Below are 16,762 nucleotides of genomic sequence, written 5' to 3'. Positions count from 1 at the left end.
TGTAGGAGCGCGCCCTGCGCGCGAAATCGCGGGCAGGGCCCGCTCCTACGGTGTTCCGGTCAATAGGCCACGGTGAAACGCTGGCGGTGGTGGGTGGGGCGTTCCGCTTCGCCGAGCATGGCCACGGCCAGGTCGGGGAGGGAGATGCGGCTTTCGCCTTTGGCGTCGAACAGCACCTGGTCGCCGCCGATGCGGAAGCTGCCGGTGCGCTGTTCGCCTTCGAGGAGCATGGCCGGGCTGAGGAAGGCCCAGTCCAGGTCCTTTTCGCCGCGCAGTTGGTCGAGGGCGTCGGCGGCGCCCAGGGCGCCCTGTTTCCAGGCTTCCGGGAATTCCGGGCTGTCCACCAGGCGCTGGCCGGGGGCGATTTCCAGGCTGCCGGCGCCGCCGAGCACCAGCAGGCGCTTCACCCCGGCGGCCTTGGCGCCGTCGAGGATGGCCTGGCTGCCGCGGGCGTGGGCGGCGCGGATGTCCGGGTTGCCCCAGCCGGCGTTGAAGGCGCTGATGACCACGTCATGGCCGGCAACCGCCTTGGCCACCTGCGCGGCGTCGTAGACGTCGGCGCGCACGACGGTGAGGCCGGCGCGGTCGGCCAGCTTGGCCGGGTCGCGGACCAGCGCCGTCACCAGCAGGCCGCGGCGCAGCGCTTCTTCCAGGAAATAATGGCCGACATGGCCGGTGGCACCGATCAGGGCGATTTTCATCGTTAAGCTCCAGGGCAAAGGCCGTAGCACGGCGGAATGGCGCCCATGATCGGCCACGCCCTGCGCGGGAAAAACCGGCCGGGTCGCCATGCACTCGTAAGCTGTGCTTCACAATCCCTGGTCGAACAGCTTCTGCACCACCGAGAAGTCCTTGTCGCCGAAGCCCTGCTTGAGCAGCAGGCGGTAGAGGCTGGTGGCCAGGCTGCCCAGCGGCGTGCTGTTGCCGGTGAGCTGCGCGGCCTCCTGGGCCAGGCCGAGGTCCTTGGCCATCAGCGCGCTGAGGAAGCCGCCCTCGTAGCCGCGCGAGGCCGGGGCGTTCTCCATCACCCCGGGCCAGGGGTTGTAGACCTCCAGCGCCCAGTTGCCGCCGGAGCTGCGCCGCATGATCTCGGACAGCACCAGCGGGTCCAGGCCGTTGGCCACGCCCAGGGCCAGGGATTCGGCGGTGCCGATCATGAGGATGGCCAGCAGCTGGTTGTTGCACACCTTGGCCACCTGCCCGGCGCCGTCGCTGCCGGCGTGGAAGATGTTGCGGCCCATGGCGGAGAAGATCGGCTTGGCCTTCTCCAACACCTGGGCGTCGCCGCCGACCATGAAGGTGAGGGTACCGGCGACGGCGCCGCCGACGCCGCCGGAGACCGGCGCGTCGAGCATGGGAATCCGGCGTTCCGCCGCCGCATGGTGGACCTTGCGCGCCGAGGCCGGGGCGATGGTGGAGCATTCCAGCACCAGGGTGCCGGGGGCGATGTGCTGCAGCAGGCCCTGCTCGCCGAGGTAGAGCCCCTCGACGTGCTGGCTGGCCGGCAGCATGGTGATCACCACATCGACGCCGTCCACCGCGTCGTGGGCGCTGCGCGCGGCGCTGGCGCCCAGCGGCACCAGGCCGTCGACGGCGCTCTGCACCAGGTCGAAGACCCGCAGCAGGTAACCGGCCTTGAGCAGGTTGGCGGCCATGGGCGCGCCCATGTGGCCGAGGCCGATGAAGGCTATCTGTTTCATCCGCGTTCTCCTCTGGTTGCCAGGGGTGAACGCCACGAAGCACGTCTTTGCGTAGGAGCGAGCTTGCTCGCGAACCCGCCTCACGCCGGGGCTGCCGGTGAAAAGCGTTCGCGAGCAAGCTCGCTCCTACGGGGGAGGGGGCGGGGCTACAGGTCCGCCAGCGGGTGCGCGCCCTCCCAGGTCGCCTCGAAATGCGCGTCCACCACTGCCTCAGGTATGGCAGCGATCTGTGGCCAGTGCCAGTGCGGCGTGTTGTCCTTGTCGATCAGCCGGGCGCGCACGCCCTCCGGGAATTCCGGGTGGCGGCAGCAGTTCAGGCTCATGGCGTATTCCATGCGGAACACCTCGGCGAGCGACGAATGGCGCGCGCGGCGGATCTGCTCCCAGACCAGCCGGGCGGTCAGCGGGCAGCCGCTGGCCAGGGTCCGCGCGGCCTTGGCCAGCAACGCGTCGGCGTCGTTCTGCAGGGCGGCCAGGGCCTGCCAGGCGTCGTTGGCGTCGGCCACGTCGAGCAGCTGGTCCAGGCGCTCGCGGCGCGGCAGCAGCTGGGCCTCGGGCAGTTCGCCGCGGGCCTCGTGCTCCAGGGCGCGGAGCAGGCTGTGCAGCTGCACCTCGGGCTGTTCGCGCCAGTTCAGCTGGATCAGCCCGGTGATCAGGTCTTCCTGCTGGTTGTCCAGCAGGAAGCGGTCGGCCAGGTCCAGGTCCAGCGCGTCGCGGGCGTTCATCTGGGTGGCGCCCAGGCCCAGGAACAGGCCCAGGCGTCCCGGCAGGCGGGCGAGGAACCAGCTGGCGCCGACGTCCGGGTACAGGCCGATGCTCACCTCCGGCATGGCCAGGCGGCTGGACGGGGTGACGATGCGCACCCCGGCGCCCTGCATCAGGCCCATGCCGCCGCCCATCACGTAGCCGTGGGCCCAGCACAGCAGCGGCTTGCCGTAGCTGTGGATGAGGTGGTCGAGGCGGTATTCGTCGGCGAAGAAGCGCCGCGCCAGTTCCGGCACCTCGCCGGGGTGTTCGCGGCAGGCGTCGACCAGCTTGCGCACGTCACCGCCGGCGCAGAAGGCCTTGGTGCCGGCGCCGCGCAGCAGCACACAGGCGATGTGCGGGTCGTCGCGCCAGATCTGCAGGCGCTGCAGCAGCGCCTCGATCATCGGCAGGCTGAGGGCGTTGAGGCTCTTTTCCGCATCCAGGGTCGCTATGCCGATGCGGAAGCCGTGCAGGCCGTGGCGTTCCTCGAAAAGTACATTCATCGGGTCATCCTTACTTGTTGCGCCAGTTCGGTTCGCGTTTCTCCAGGAAGGCGTTGACGCCCTCGCGGGTGTCGTCGGCGTCGAACAGGTCGACGAAGCGCTCGCGCTCCTCCGGCAGCCAGGTGTTCGGGCCGCGCTCGCGGGCGCCCTGGATCAGCGGCTTGATGGTGCGCACCGCCACCGGGCTCTGCCGCGCCACCTTGGTCGCCAGCAGCAGGGCGGTGCCGCGGGCCTCGCCGCTGTCCACCACCTGCTCGACCAGGCCGATGCGCTGGGCGGTCTCGGCGTCCACCCGCTCGCCGCAGAGGATCATGCGCTTGGCCCAGCCTTCGCCGACCAGCCAGGCCAGCGCCTGGGTGCCGCCGGCGCACGGCAGCAGGCCCACCGCGGCTTCGGGCAGGGCCATCTGCGCGTGGCGCTCGGCGATGCGGATGTCGCAGGCCAGGGCGCATTCCAGGCCGCCGCCCATGGCGTAGCCGTTGATCGCGGCGATGGACACGCCGCGGAAGTCGCGCAGCGCCTCGAAGGCTTCGCCGAAGCGCCGGGCCATCTCGCGGGCGCGGGCCTTGTCGCCGTCGGCGAACATGTTCAGGTCGGCGCCGGCGGAGAAGAACTTCGGCCCCTGGCCGGTGATCACCAGGGCGTAGATGTCGTCGTCGCGGTTGAGGTGCTCGATGAGCTGGCGCAGGCCGATCAGCGAGTCGCGGTCCCAGGTGTTGGCCGGCGGGTGGTTGATGGTGACCAGCGCGGTGTGGCCGTGCTTCTCCACGGTGAGCTTGTGGGTCAGGTCGAAGTGGCCGGGCTTGTAGGGTTCGACTGCGGTGCTCATGGGGTTCTCCTTGGCAGGGCGCGGGCCGGGGCCGGCGCCGGGGTATGCGGGGACTCTAGGGGGCCCGGGCCCGGGCGTCCATGTCCGTTGCGTTCGGATTGGACCGCCTGGGCGGGCGTTTTTTCCATCTTTCTGCGCGGCGCTCGCTCCTCGTAGGATGGATTGAGCCTGCGTGTTGGGCAGGGTGATGGGTATCGCTTCGCTCAACCCATCCTACGGGGCTTCGTGCTTTCCGCTTTCCGCTTTTCGTAGGAGCGAGCTTGCTCGCGAACAATTGCGACAGGTTCGCGAGCAAGCTCGCTCCTACGAAGATCAAAGGCGCTACAGCAGGCGGTCGAGCATGCCGCCCTGGTCCAGCAGGCGGCGCGCGACTATCACCCGCATGATTTCGTTGGTGCCTTCGAGGATCTGGTGCACGCGGCTGTCGCGCACCCAGCGCTCCAGCGGGTAGTCGTTGAGGTAGCCGTAGCCGCCGTGCAACTGCAGGGCCTCGTTGCACAGGGCGAAGCAGCGGTCGGTGGCGAAGCGCTTGGCCATGGCGCAGTACAGCGTCGCCTCGGCGTCCTTGTGGTCCAGCTTGTGCGCGGCCAGGCGCACCATCTGGCGGCTGGCGGTGAGGTCGGTGAGCATGTCGGCCAGCTTGAACTGCAGGGCCTGGAACTCGGCCAGGGCCTTGCCGAACTGCTTGCGTTCCTCGACATAGCGCAGCGACTGCTCCAGCGCCGCCTGGGCCGCGCCCAGGGAGCAGCTGGCGATGTTCAGGCGGCCGCCGTCCAGGCCCTTCATGGCGTAGACGAAGCCCTGGCCTTCCGGGCCGATGCGGTTGCCCGCCGGGATGCGCACGCCCTCGAAGGTGATGGTGCGGGTGGGCTGGGCCTTCCAGCCCATCTTGTCCTCGTTGCGGCCGTAGCGGATGCCCTCGGCGTTGGCCGGCACCAGGAAGCAGGAGATGCCCTTGGCGCCGTCCGCGCCGGTGCGCGCCATGACGATCAGCACGTCGGTGCTGCCAGCGCCGGAGATGAAGGTCTTGGCGCCGTCCAGCACGTATTCCTCGCCGTCGCGGCGGGCGCGGGTGCGCAGGTGCGCGGCGTCGGAGCCGGCGTCCGGCTCGGTGAGGCAGTAGGAGGCCAGCGACTCGCCGCCGATCAGCCCGGGCAGCCATTGCTCCTTGAGTGCGGCGTCGCCGAAGCTGGCGAGCATCCAGGCGGCCATGTTGTGGATGGTGATGTAGGCGGTGGTGGCCACGCAGCCGGCGGCCAGTTGCTCGAAGATCAGCGACGCGGACAGCCGCGACAGGCCCAGGCCGCCGTCGTCTTCGGCGATGTAGAGGCCGAGGTAGCCCTGCTCGGCGGCGCGGCGGATAACGTCGACCGGGAAGTGGTGCTCGCGGTCCCAGTCCGCGGCGTGCGGCGCCAGTTCGTGGCGGGCGAAGGCTTTGGCGCTTTCCACCAGCAGGCGCTGTTCTTCGCTGAGATCGAATTCCATGGAGCTTCCTCGGTTTGTTCTTGTGGAGTGGGACAGCCTGCCACGGTTATAGCGCGAGGCGGGCCCCGCTGTGGATTGACGATCTTGCCTCGGGGATGGACGATCTTGGCACTGGATCGACTTCCCTGGGTATCCCTTTGCATGTCCGGCAGCCCGCTTCTCTCGGCCTGGCCCCTGCCGCAGCAGGGCGTCCGCTTCATCACCCCGCCGCGCCTGCGCCGCGCCCTGGCCCGGCACCCGCTGGGCCAGGCCTGCTACCCGCTGGCGCTGGGCTATTACCCGGCCGCCGCCGGGCACCGCATGGAGCGCCAGGCGCCGGACGACCACCTGCTGATCTACTGCAACGCGGGGGAGGGCTGGCTGACCTGCGCGGATGGACGATTCGAGGTGCTGGCTGGCGACCTGCTGGTGCTGCCCAAGGGCCTGGCCCACGCCTATGGCGCCGCGCCCGGGCGGCCCTGGTCGATCTACTGGGTGCACCTGGACGGCGCCCTGGCCGAGGAGTTCCTGCGCCCGCTGGGCTCCTCGCCGCGCCTGCGGGTGGGCGTGCAGCCGCGCCTGCGCGGGGAGTTCGACGCGTTGCTGGCGCTGCGCCGCCAGGGCCTGAGCCTGCCGCACTTCATCCATGCCGCGCACCTGCTGCAGGCCCTGCTGACCTCCCTGGCGCTGCGCCCGGTGCGCGCCCGGCTGAAGTCCGGCGCGGTGCTGGACATCGAGGCGGTGCAGGCGCTGATGCGCGAGCACCTGGACAGCAGCCTCAACCTCGACGAGCTGGCCGCGCAGTTCCGCCTGTCGCGCTTCCACTTCGCCAAGACCTACCGCGTCCTGACCGGCCAGGCGCCGATCCAGGACTTCATCCGGCTGAAGATGACCCATGCCTGCCGCCTGCTCGACCAGGGCCACCTGGAGGTGCGCCAGGTGGCCGAGCAGCTCGGCTATGCCGATGCCTATTACTTCTCGCGGCTGTTCAAGCGGGTGGTGGGGATGGCGCCCAGCCACTACCGGGCGCTGCACCAGGGCTGAGGCTCAGCGGCCGGCGAGCAGGCGCTGCCAGAGCTTCACTTCTTCGTTCAACTGCGTGCGCAGCTGCGGGATGGGCTGTTGCAGCGCCGGGCAGTTCTGCGCCAGGCGGCGGAAGGCCGGCAGCTCGGCCAGGGCGTCGCCGGCCAGGGCCGGATTGCGCAGTTGCTCGGCCACCTGCACCAGGTCGGCGAGGTCGGCCGCGCCGTCGTGCTCGCGCTCCCAGCGGCTGCGCTGGCGGGCGCATTCGATGGTCAGGGTGGGCAGCTTCCAGACGGTCATGATGACCACGCCGATGTCGCCGGACAGCTGCTCGCACAGGCGCTGCAGCGACTCGGCGTCGCGCGGGTACTGCGGCCAGCGCTCCAGCTCGGCCAGCAGCGGCAGGCTGCCGACGTCCTGCAGCAGGCCGCCGAGGATGGCGTCGTCGGCCTCGGCCACCTGGCTGTGCTGGGCGAGCAGGGCGCTGTAGGCGGCGCGCTCGCGGGCGGCGTTCCAGCGCGCGCGGAACATCTGCTGGAGGATGCGTTCCTTGCCGATGTAGAGGTTGCGCAGGGAGAAGCCCAGCACCAGGTTGCCCAGGCGCCGCGTGCCCAGGCGCGCCAAAACGTCGCGCAGCGAGGCGCAGGGGCGTGCGCCGCGCAGCAGCGGGCTCTCGGCGAACTGCATGAGGTAGGCGGCCAGCGGCGGGTCGGCGTTGATCACCCGCGCCAGTTGCTCCAGCGAAGTACGCGCATCGCCCAGCAGGCGGCGCACGCGCAGGTGCGACTCGGGCATCTGCGGCACCTTGGCCTCGCCCTTGAGGAAACGGTTGTACAGCGCGAAGCGCACGGCGTCGGCAGGGGGGATGGCAGGAGAGCTTTCCGAGGGATCCATGGACTTTGCCGCATTGACAAGGGGCGGGAGCTTTTCTTAGGGTGCGGCGGCCATGTTCCATCAGGTGTCCCATGACCGAGACCGACGATCGTATCAAACTGGAAGAGAGCTGGAAGAGTGCCCTGCGCGAGGAGTTCGACAAGCCGTACATGCGCGAGCTGGGCGAATTCCTGCGCAAGGAGAAGGCCGCCGGCAAGGTGATCTACCCGCCGGGCCCGCTGATCTTCAACGCCCTCGACTCCACGCCGCTGGACAAGGTGAAGGTGGTGATCATCGGCCAGGACCCCTACCACGGTCCCGGCCAGGCCCACGGCCTGTGCTTCTCGGTGCAGCCGGGGGTGCCGGCGCCGCCGTCGCTGCAGAACATCTACAAGGAGCTGCAGCGCGACCTGAACGTCCCCATTCCCAGCCACGGCTACCTGCAGCACTGGGCGGAGCAGGGCGTGCTGCTGCTCAACACCTCGCTGACGGTGGAGCAGGCCCGCGCCGGCTCCCACGCCCAGGCCGGCTGGCAGCAGTTCACCGACCGGGTGATCGAGGTGGTCAACGAGCGCTGCGACGGCGTGGTCTTCCTGCTCTGGGGCTCCCACGCGCAGAGCAAGCAGAAGCTGATCGACCCGCGCAAGCACCTGATCCTCAAGTCCGCCCATCCGTCGCCGTTGTCGGCCTACCGTGGCTTCCTCGGCAACGGGCATTTCAGCCGGACCAACAAGTTCCTCGAGCAGAATGGCAAGACGCCGATCGATTGGGCGTTGCCGGAGGTTTGAGGAGGGCGGTGCACGCCGGTTGTTTTTGAGCGAGGCGTGACCGCGGGCCCTCTCCCCAGCCCTCGGCTGCGCGCCCCGCCCTGAAGGGAGAGGGGGCCGTATGGTGCGGTCGTTGAGTTCGGCGTCATCCTGATACGCAGCTGCAGGCAAGCGGAACTATCAGGATGAAGCCTGACTTCCACTCCGCTCAGGACAGCCCCCTCTCCCTCTGGGAGAGGGCTGGGGTGAGGGTAAGGAGGCAACCCGAAACACCATTGCCGACGGGGAGCACAATCGCGGACGGAGTCCGCTCCTACCCCCTCCGGTAAGCACAAGACCCGTAGGATGGTGTTGAGCGAAGCGATACCCATCACCGCAACTGCCAGCGGTGAACACCGTTCGCGAGCAAGCTCGCTCCTACGAAAAGCCTTCAGCCTTCAGCCTTCTCTGCTCAACTGTCCGGCAGCGTGTAGCGCTCGGCGAAATACTGGCGGAAGAATTCCACTGCCACCCGCACCCTGGCCGAGCTGGCCAGGGGCGCGGCGTGCACCGCCCAGATGTCCGCCTGCTGCTGGTATTCCGGCAGCACCTGCACCAGGCGGCCGTCGGCCAGGCTGTCGTGCACGTCCCACCAGGAGCGCAGGAGGATGCCGCGGCCGTCCAGGCACCACTGGTGCACCACTTCGCCGTGGTTGGATGACAGCGGACCGGTGACCTTCACGTTCTCCTCGCCGCTGGGCCCCTCCAGGTGCCAGACGCCGAAGGGGTGGTCGCGCTCCTTGATCACCAGGCAGTCGTGGCTGGTCAGCTCGGCCAGGCTGCGCGGGGTGCCGCGGCGTTCCAGGTAGGCCGGCGCCGCGCAGAGCACCCGGCGGTTCTTCGCCAGGGGCTTGGCGATGAGGTTGGCGGCGATCTCGTTGCCCACGCGGATGTCCAGGTCCACGCCCTCGGCCACCAGGTCCACCAGGCGGTCGTGGACGTCCAGGCGGATGTCCAGCTGCGGGTAGCGCGCCGCCAGCTCCGACAGCGCCGGGGCCACGAAGCGCCGGCCCAGGCCCAGGCTGCTGGCGATGCGCAGCTGGCCGCTGGGCTCGCGGTGCAGCGCCGAGACCTCGTCGCCCATGCGCTGCACCGAATCGAGGATGCGCAGCGCCCAGTGGTACACCCGTTCGCCGTCCTCGCTCACCGACACCCGCCGGGTGGTGCGGTGCAGCAGGCGCACGCCGAGGTTCTGCTCGAGCAGGCGGATGCGCTTGCTGATGAAGGCGGTGGACATGCCCAGCTCGCTGGCGGCGGCGGCGAAGCTCGCGCGCTTGGCGACCTGGACGAAGACGGCGAGGTCTTCCAGGTTCGGCAGATTGTTCACGATTCGTGTCTTAAGAATCCATGGAAAGCGGGATTATGTTTTCGAATGGCGCTTATAGCATGGTCGGCACGACAAGCCCTACAGCCACAAGAGTGTGCCCAGCATGAGCAAGACCTATCGCATCGCCGCCATCGCCGGCGACGGCATCGGCAACGAAGTCCTCCCCGAAGGCCTGCGCGTCGTCCAGGCGGCGGCCGCCAAACACGGCCTGGCGCTGGAGTTCGAGCACTTCGAGTGGGCCAGCTGCGATTACTACCTGCAGCACGGCAAGATGATGCCCGACGACTGGTTCCAGCAGCTGCAGGGCTTCGACGCCCTGTACTTCGGCGCCGTCGGCTGGCCGGACAAGGTGCCCGACCACATCTCCCTGTGGGGCTCGCTGCTGAAGTTCCGCCGCGAGTTCGACCAGTACGTGAACATCCGCCCGGTGCGCCTGTTCCCCGGCGTGCCGTGCCCGCTGGCCAACAAGCAGCCCGGCGACATCGACTTCGTGGTGATCCGCGAGAACACCGAGGGAGAGTACTCGTCCCTGGGCGGGCGCATGTTCGAAGGCACCGAGAACGAGTTCGTGCTGCAGGAATCGGTGTTCACCCGCCGCGGCGTCGACCGCATCCTCAAGTACGCCTTCGACCTGGCCCAGAGCCGCGAGCGCAAGCGCCTGACCTCGGCCACCAAGTCCAACGGCATGGCCGTGAGCATGCCCTACTGGGACGAGCGCACCGAGGCCATGGCCGCCAACTACCCGCAGATCACCTGGGACAAGCAGCACATCGACATCCTCTGCGCGCGCTTCGTGCTGCAGCCGGAGCGCTTCGACGTGGTGGTGGCCTCCAACCTGTTCGGCGACATCCTCTCCGACCTCGGCCCGGCCTGCGCCGGCACCATCGGCATCGCGCCCTCGGCCAACCTCAACCCCGAGCGCAAGTTCCCCTCGCTGTTCGAGCCGGTGCACGGCTCGGCGCCGGACATCTACGGCAAGAACATCGCCAACCCCATCGCCATGATCTGGTCCGGCGCGCTGATGCTGGACTTCCTCGGCCAGGGCGATGCGCGCTACCGCGCCGCTCATGACGACATCCTCGCGGCCATCGAGCAGGTCATCGCCGAAGGCGAGGTGACCCGCGACATGGGCGGCCAGCGTTCCACCCAGGAAGTGGGCGAGGCCATCGCCGCGCGCGTCGCCGGCTGAGTTACCCGGCGGCCCGCTGCGCAACGGGAAGGCGCAGCGGGCCGCCAATCATCCGGAAAGCCCCATGAGACCTGCGCTTCAGGCTTGCAGGGAGAAAGCGTTGCGGGCACAATGTTAACCATTGGGTTTTGGTTAACTTAAGGTTTACAGAAGGAAAAGCAAGCACAGCCGAACGAAACAACCCTTCCCACCCACAGACGGGATTTGCCTACCCGCGGGCGGGGAGACTTCCATAGCTCCAGGAGTCGATTGATGTCGCACAAGAACAAAAAGATTGATGTGTTCCTGATTACCGTAAGCCTCGTCGCCGTGCTGCTCACCGTGGTCGGCCTGGCCGCGTTCCCGGAACAGTCCGGGCAGCTGGCCAACACCCTGTTCGAACTCTCCACCCGCACCTTCGGCACCAGCGTGCAGCTGCTGGTGTTCTCCAGCTCCCTGGTGGTGCTGTACCTGGCCTTCAGCAAGTACGGCCACATCCGCCTGGGCAGTGGCAAGCCGGAGTATTCCACCGCCACCTGGGTGTTCATGTTCATCTGCGCCGGCATGGGTTCCTCGACCCTGTACTGGGGCGTGATGGAGTGGGCCTACTACTACCAGACCCCCGGCCTGAACATGGTTCCCGAGTCGGCCCAGGCGCTGGAATACAGCGTCAGCTACTCGTTCTTCCACTGGGGCATCAGCGCCTGGTCGATCTACGCCCTGGCCTCGCTGGCCATGGCCTACCACTTCCACGTGCGCAAGAAGAGCGGCCTGAACCTGGCCTCCATCGTCGAAGCCGTCACCGGCTTCAAGGCCACCGGCCCGGTCGGCCGCGCGGTGGACCTGATCTTCCTGCTGACCATGATGGGCGCGCTCACCGTGTCCCTGGCGCTGACCGCCTCGACCCTGACCCGCGGCCTCTCCGGCCTGGTCGGCACGCCGGACACCTTCATGGTGCAGCTGATGGTCATCGGCGTGATCGCCGTGCTCTTTTCGCTCAGCTCCTACATCGGCATCGACGGCGGCCTGCAGCACCTGAGCAAGATGGTCTGCTACGGCGCCCTGGTGTTCGCCGCGGTGGTGCTGCTGGTCGGCCCGACGCAGTTCACCATCAACAACACGGCCAACGCCGTGGGCCTGATGATCCAGAACTACGTGCACATGAGCCTGTTCACCGACCCGGCCGGGGACGGCGCCTTCACCCGCAACTGGACGGTGTTCTACTGGCTCTGGTGGGTGTCCTACGCGCCCGGCGTGGCCATGTTCGTGACCCGCGTGTCGCGCGGCCGGCAGATCAGGGAAGTGGTGTTCGCCCTGCTGATGGGCGGTAGCTTCGGTTGCTGGTTCTTCTTCGGCGCGCTGGAAAGCTACAGCATGCACCAGTTCATCAGCGGCGCCATCGACGTGCCGAAGATCCTCAGCGAGCACGGCGGCGAGAGCGCGGTGGAAGCGCTGCTGGCGGCCCTGCCGATGGGCAAGGCGTTCCTCGCCGTGTACCTGTTCATCATGGCGGTGTTCTGCGCCTCGCACATGGACGCCGCGGCCTACGCGGTGGCCGCCACCAGCACCCGCAACCTGCAGGAAGGCGACGACCCGACGCCGACCCACCGGCTGTTCTGGTGCGTGACCCTGACTCTGGTGCCGCTGGCCATGCTGTTCGCCAAGGCCTCGCTGTCGACCATGAAGACCGCGGTGGTGCTCACCGCCATCCCGTTCATGGCGATCCTGCTGGTGAAGATCTACGGCTTCCTCAAGTGGATGGTGCAGGACTACGGCTCGATGCCGGCGCACCTGATCGAGGAAGAGGCCACCCGCCTGGCCGGCGAGGAGCCCCATGCAGAGCCGCAGCCGGTGGCCGCCGCGGCGCCCGCGCAGTAAGCGATACGGCCCGCCTCCCGGGTGGAGGCGGGCACCCCGCGGCAAATTTTTTTGCCCGGTTTGTTAACCAACAGATATCCGTTAACCAATAAGTAAAAAGCACGGCGACGCCCGTGCCTGAAACCGGAGACCAACCGATGAACGACTTCCAGCGCCTGCCAGCCGATTTCTGCGCCAACCACGAAGAAGCCTTCACCATCCCCGCGCACTTCTACACCAGCAAGGCGGTGTACGAGCACGAGAAGGAAAACATCTTCGCCCGCAGCTGGATCTGCGTGGGGCACCGCAGCGAAGTGGCGGAGAACAACGCCTACATCACCCGCGAAGTGATCGGCGAAAGCATCATCGTGGTGCGCGGCCGCGACGGCGTGCTGCGGGCCTTCTACAACGTCTGCCCGCACCGCGGCCACCAGCTGCTGGAAGGCAGCGGCAAGGCCAAGAACGTCATCGCCTGCCCGTACCACGCCTGGACCTTCAAGCTCGACGGCGAGCTGACCCACGTGCGCAACTGCGACGCCGTGCAGGGCTTCGACAAGGGCGACTACGGCCTGGTGCCGCTGCGCGTGGAGGAATACGCCGGCTTCATCTTCATCAACATGGACAACGACGCCGGCAGCGTCGAAGACCAGCTGCCGGGCCTGCAGGCGCGCATGCGCCAGGCCTGCGCGGTGATCGACGACCTGCAGCTGGCGGCGCGTTTCGTCACCAGCACCCCGGCCAACTGGAAGTCCATCGTCGACAACTACCTGGAGTGTTACCACTGCGGCCCGGCGCACCCGAGCTTCGCCGACTCGGTGGACGTCGGCCAGTACGGCCACACCCTGCACGGCAACTGGAGCCTGCAGTACGGCATCGCCAAGTCCTCGGAGCAGTCGTTCAAGGTCGACGAATCGGTCAGCGATCCGTCCTTCGCCGGCTTCTGGGCCTGGCCGTGCACCATGTTCAACGTGCCGCCGGGCGCCAACTTCATGACCGTGATCTACGAGTTCCCGGTGGACGCCGAGACCACCCTGCAGCACTACGACATCTACTTCCTCGACAAGGAACTGACCGAGGAGCAGAAGGTGCTGGTGGAGTGGTACCGCGACGTGTTCCGCCCCGAGGACCTGCGCCTGGTGGAAAGCGTGCAGAAGGGCCTGAAGTCCCGCGGCTACCGCGGCCAGGGCCGGATCATGGTGGACAAGCAGCGCAGCGGCATCAGCGAGCACGGCATCGCCCACTTCCACAACCTGATCGCCGTCGCCCACCTGGAAGACTGATGGCCAGCGCCGCCGGCCCGCGTGACCGGCGGCGCTGCCTGGAGAGACTTGCGTGAAACTCAACGATTCGAAACTGTTCCGCCAGCAGGCCTACATCGCCGGCGCCTGGTGCGACGCCGACGACGGCCGCAGCGTCGTGGTGACCGACCCGGCCAGCGGCGAGCTGCTCGGCCAGGTGCCGCTGATGGGCGGCGCCGAGACCATTCGCGCCATCGAGGCCGCCGACGCCGCCCTGGAAGGCTGGCGCGCGAAGACCGCGAAGGAGCGCGCCCAGGTGCTGCGCCGCTGGTTCGAGCTGCTGCTGGAGCATGAAGACGACCTGGCCCGGCTGATGACCTTCGAGCAGGGCAAGCCGCTACACGAGGCCCTGGGCGAAATCCGCTACGCCGCCTCCTTCGTCGAGTGGTTCGCCGAGGAAGGCAAGCGCATCTACGGCGACGTCATCCCCAGCCCGAGCAACGACAAGCGCCTGCTGGTGATCAAGCAGGGCATCGGCGTATGCGCGGCCATCACCCCGTGGAACTTCCCGGCGGCGATGATCACCCGCAAGGTCGCCCCGGCCCTGGCCGCCGGCTGCAGCGTGGTGCTCAAGCCGGCCAACGAGACGCCGTTCAGCGCCCTGGCGCTGGCCGAACTGGCCGAGCGCGCCGGGCTGCCGGCGGGGCTGCTGAACATCGTCACCGGCGATGCCGTGGCCATAGGCGCGCAGCTCACCGGCCACCCGCTGGTGCGCAAGCTGACCTTCACCGGCTCCACCCCGGTGGGCCGCCTGCTGATGGGCCAGTGCGCCGAGACCATCAAGAAGGTCTCCCTGGAGCTGGGCGGCAACGCGCCCTTCATCGTCTTCGACGACGCCGACATCGACGCGGCGGTGGAAGGCGCGCTGATCGCCAAGTACCGCAACGCCGGGCAGACCTGCGTGTGCGTCAACCGCTTCTACGTGCACGACGCGGTGTACGAGCGCTTCACCGCCCGCTTCGTCGAGCGCGTGCGCGGGCTGAAGGTCGGCCACGGCAGCGTCGAGGGCACCCAGGTCGGCCCGCTGATCAGCGACAAGGCGGTGGCCAAGGTGCGTAGCCTGATCGACGACGCCGTCGGCAAGGGCGCCGAGCTGGTGCTGGGCGGCCGCAGCCACGAACTGGGCGGCGGCTTCTTCGAGCCCACGGTGCTGGCCGGCATCCGCCCGGGCATGGCGCTGCTGGAGGAGGAAATCTTCGGCCCGGTGGCGGCGCTGGTGCGCTTCTCCAGCGACGCCGAGGTGATCGCGCTGGCCAACGCCACCCAGTACGGCCTGGCCGCCTACTTCTACAGCCGCGACGTCGGCCGCGTGTTCAAGGTGGCCGAGCGCCTCGAATACGGCATGGTCGGCATCAACACCGGGCTGATCTCCAACGAGGTGGCGCCGTTCGGCGGGGTGAAGCAGTCCGGCCTGGGCCGCGAGGGCTCCAAGTACGGCATCGAGGACTATCTGGAAATCAAGTACCTGTGCCTCGCCGTCTGAGCGGGGGAGAGGTCACGGCGAGCGGCAGGGCCTGCCGCTCGCCCATGCAGTCGAGGTGAATGATGGCCAACAAATACGAGATGTTCAGCGTCCGCGTCAGCGCGGTGGAACAGGCGACGCCGCTGATCAAGCGCTTCACCCTGGTGCGCGAGGACGGCCAGCCGCTGCCGGCGTTCAGCGGCGGCAGTCATGTGATCGTGCGGGATGCCGACGGTGGCAGTTTCAGCAACGCCTACTCGCTGATGAGCGACCCGCGCGACCTCAGCCACTACCAGATCGGCGTGCGCCTGGAAGAGCAGTCCAGGGGCGGCTCGGCTTTCATGCACCAGCAAGTGGAAGTCGGCACCCGGCTGAGCATTTCCACGCCGAACAACCTGTTCGCCCTGGACCCGAGCGCCGGGCGCCACGTGCTGATCGCCGGCGGCATCGGCATCACCCCGTTCCTCGCCCACTTGCACGATCTGGAGGGCGGCGACACGCCCTACGAGCTGCACTACGCCTTCCGCAGCCCGGAGCACGGCGCGTTCCAGGCCGAACTGGAGCAGGGCCCGCACGCCGGGCAAGTGCGCTTCTACATCGACAGCCTGGGGCGCAAGCTCGACCTGGCGGCGCTGTTCGCCGGCCTGGCCGGGGATGCCCATGTGTACGTGTGCGGGCCCAAGCCGCTGATCGACGCGGTGATCGAAGGCGCCAAGGCAGCCGGCATCGCGGACGAGCGCGTGCACTGGGAACAGTTCGCCGCCGCCCCGGCCGAAGGCGCCGCCTTCACCGTGGTGCTGGCCCGCTCCGGCCGCGAACTGCGGGTGGAGGAGGGCATGACCATCCTCCAGGCCATCGAGAACGTGAAGGCGGCCAAGGTCGAGTGCCTGTGCCGCGAGGGCGTCTGCGGCACCTGCGAGACGGCCATCCTCGAAGGCGAGGCGGAGCATTTCGACCAGTACCTGAGCGACGCGGAAAAGGCTTCGCAGCAGAGCCTGATGCTCTGCGTATCGCGCGCCCGCACGGCGCGGCTGGTGATCGATCTCTGACACCGATGCGCTCGTGGGCGCGCGCGTTGCGCGCGAATCGCGGGCAGGGCCCGCTCCTACAGGTGGTTAGCCGGAGGTATCGGCGCGATTCGCGGATGAGATCCGCTCCTACGGGTTGGCCTCACACCCTGTCCTGACGGCTGCGCCGAGGTGCTCTTCGTAGGAGCGAGCTTGCTCGCGAACCCAGCCATCCGTCACTGGGTTCCCGCGTTCGCGGGAATGACGAGGATAGTAAGGAGTTTCAGGATGACTCCAAATTCCCCGCTCGCTCCGAACAGCCCCCTCTCCCGCTTGCGGGAGAGGGTTGGGGAGAGGGCGCTCTGTGGTGGTCAAATAATTTCGGACACTTCGATAGGTTGTCTGGGTGGCCTGCGCTCGTAGCGGGTGGGTGGCAGATAGCCTAGGCTGGAGTGCAGGCGCACGTTGTTGTAGAAGCCGACGATGTAGTCGGCAATGTCGGTCATAGCCTCAGCATGGTTGGCGTAGTCACGTTGCCAGACCCGCTCCATTTTCAGGTTCAGGAAGAAGCGTTCCATGACCGCGTTGTCCCAGCAATTTCCCTTGCGGCTCATGCTCAAGACCAGGCCATGCCGCTTGAGCAGCGCGCGATAAACCTCGCTGGCGTACTGGCTACCACGATCCGAGTGCACGACCAG

15 protein-coding genes are annotated in these 16,762 nt (G+C 68.2%); 7 read left to right on the top strand and 8 right to left on the bottom strand.

Translation table 11 applies throughout. The features are described from left to right. Positions 1-59: 59 nt before the first annotated feature. From BM060_RS29620 to BM060_RS29600, 5 genes are all read right to left on the bottom strand, one after another. The gene (locus BM060_RS29620) at positions 60-701 is read right to left on the bottom strand and encodes an NAD(P)-dependent oxidoreductase (RefSeq protein WP_074985755.1); all 642 of its coding nucleotides are present in this window, start codon (positions 699-701) and stop codon (positions 60-62) included. A gap of 108 nt (positions 702-809) precedes the next feature. After that, entirely contained in the window at positions 810-1,700 is an 891-nt protein-coding gene (gene mmsB / locus BM060_RS29615) for a 3-hydroxyisobutyrate dehydrogenase (RefSeq protein ID WP_074985752.1), read from the bottom strand. A gap of 146 nt (positions 1,701-1,846) precedes the next feature. Beyond that, complete coding sequence (gene dspII, locus BM060_RS29610; protein WP_074985749.1) at positions 1,847-2,950, bottom strand: enoyl-CoA hydratase/isomerase DspII; 1,104 nt, start codon at positions 2,948-2,950, stop codon at positions 1,847-1,849. Positions 2,951-2,960: 10 nt separating this feature from the next. Then, positions 2,961-3,779, bottom strand: coding sequence for an enoyl-CoA hydratase (locus tag BM060_RS29605; protein ID WP_074985746.1), 819 nt, complete (start codon positions 3,777-3,779; stop codon positions 2,961-2,963). Positions 3,780-4,100: 321 nt separating this feature from the next. Next, on the bottom strand, positions 4,101-5,264 hold the full coding sequence (locus BM060_RS29600) for an isobutyryl-CoA dehydrogenase (protein ID WP_074985744.1): 1,164 nt from the start codon (positions 5,262-5,264) through the stop codon (positions 4,101-4,103). 141 nt (positions 5,265-5,405) lie between these two features. Here BM060_RS29600 and BM060_RS29595 point away from each other — a divergent pair, with 141 nt between their 5' ends. Then, entirely contained in the window at positions 5,406-6,287 is an 882-nt protein-coding gene (locus tag BM060_RS29595) for an AraC family transcriptional regulator (RefSeq protein ID WP_074985742.1), read from the top strand. Positions 6,288-6,290: 3 nt separating this feature from the next. Here the strand turns inward: BM060_RS29595 and BM060_RS29590 are convergent, their stop codons facing one another. Next, complete coding sequence (locus tag BM060_RS29590) at positions 6,291-7,160, bottom strand: HDOD domain-containing protein (protein WP_174672443.1); 870 nt, start codon at positions 7,158-7,160, stop codon at positions 6,291-6,293. Positions 7,161-7,231: 71 nt separating this feature from the next. Between BM060_RS29590 and ung the strand changes: the two genes are divergently transcribed. Further along, entirely contained in the window at positions 7,232-7,927 is a 696-nt protein-coding gene (gene ung / locus BM060_RS29585; protein WP_074985739.1) for a uracil-DNA glycosylase, read from the top strand. 430 nt (positions 7,928-8,357) lie between these two features. On the opposite strand, the gene BM060_RS29580 is transcribed toward ung, so the two are convergent. Further along, positions 8,358-9,272, bottom strand: a complete 915-nt coding sequence (locus BM060_RS29580; protein WP_074985737.1) for a LysR substrate-binding domain-containing protein — start codon at positions 9,270-9,272, stop codon at positions 8,358-8,360. Between the two features lie 103 nt (positions 9,273-9,375). On the opposite strand from BM060_RS29580, the gene BM060_RS29575 reads away from it, so the two are divergent. The 5 genes from BM060_RS29575 to BM060_RS29555 all read left to right on the top strand — a co-directional run bounded on the left by BM060_RS29575 (position 9,376) and on the right by BM060_RS29555 (position 16,106). Next, positions 9,376-10,461: a tartrate dehydrogenase gene (locus BM060_RS29575; protein ID WP_058490192.1), complete on the top strand. Its 1,086-nt coding sequence runs from the start codon at positions 9,376-9,378 to the stop codon at positions 10,459-10,461. A gap of 252 nt (positions 10,462-10,713) precedes the next feature. Next, entirely contained in the window at positions 10,714-12,318 is a 1,605-nt protein-coding gene (locus BM060_RS29570) for a BCCT family transporter (RefSeq protein ID WP_074985734.1), read from the top strand. Between the two features lie 137 nt (positions 12,319-12,455). Continuing rightward, positions 12,456-13,577, top strand: coding sequence for an aromatic ring-hydroxylating oxygenase subunit alpha (locus BM060_RS29565; RefSeq protein WP_074985732.1), 1,122 nt, complete (start codon positions 12,456-12,458; stop codon positions 13,575-13,577). 52 nt (positions 13,578-13,629) lie between these two features. Next, positions 13,630-15,078 (top strand): NAD-dependent succinate-semialdehyde dehydrogenase, encoded by a 1,449-nt coding sequence (locus BM060_RS29560; protein WP_074985729.1) that lies wholly within the window; start codon positions 13,630-13,632, stop codon positions 15,076-15,078. Positions 15,079-15,140: 62 nt separating this feature from the next. Beyond that, on the top strand, positions 15,141-16,106 hold the full coding sequence (locus tag BM060_RS29555; RefSeq protein ID WP_074985726.1) for a PDR/VanB family oxidoreductase: 966 nt from the start codon (positions 15,141-15,143) through the stop codon (positions 16,104-16,106). A gap of 329 nt (positions 16,107-16,435) precedes the next feature. On the opposite strand, the gene BM060_RS29550 is transcribed toward BM060_RS29555, so the two are convergent. After that, on the bottom strand, positions 16,436-16,762 hold a 327-nt coding region (locus BM060_RS29550), incomplete at its 5' end, for an integrase core domain-containing protein (protein WP_143096583.1).

Origin of the sequence: Pseudomonas citronellolis, assembly GCF_900112375.1 — a bacterium.
GTDB lineage: Bacteria > Pseudomonadota > Gammaproteobacteria > Pseudomonadales > Pseudomonadaceae > Pseudomonas > Pseudomonas citronellolis.
This window is presented reverse-complemented; position numbering and strand designations above follow the sequence as displayed.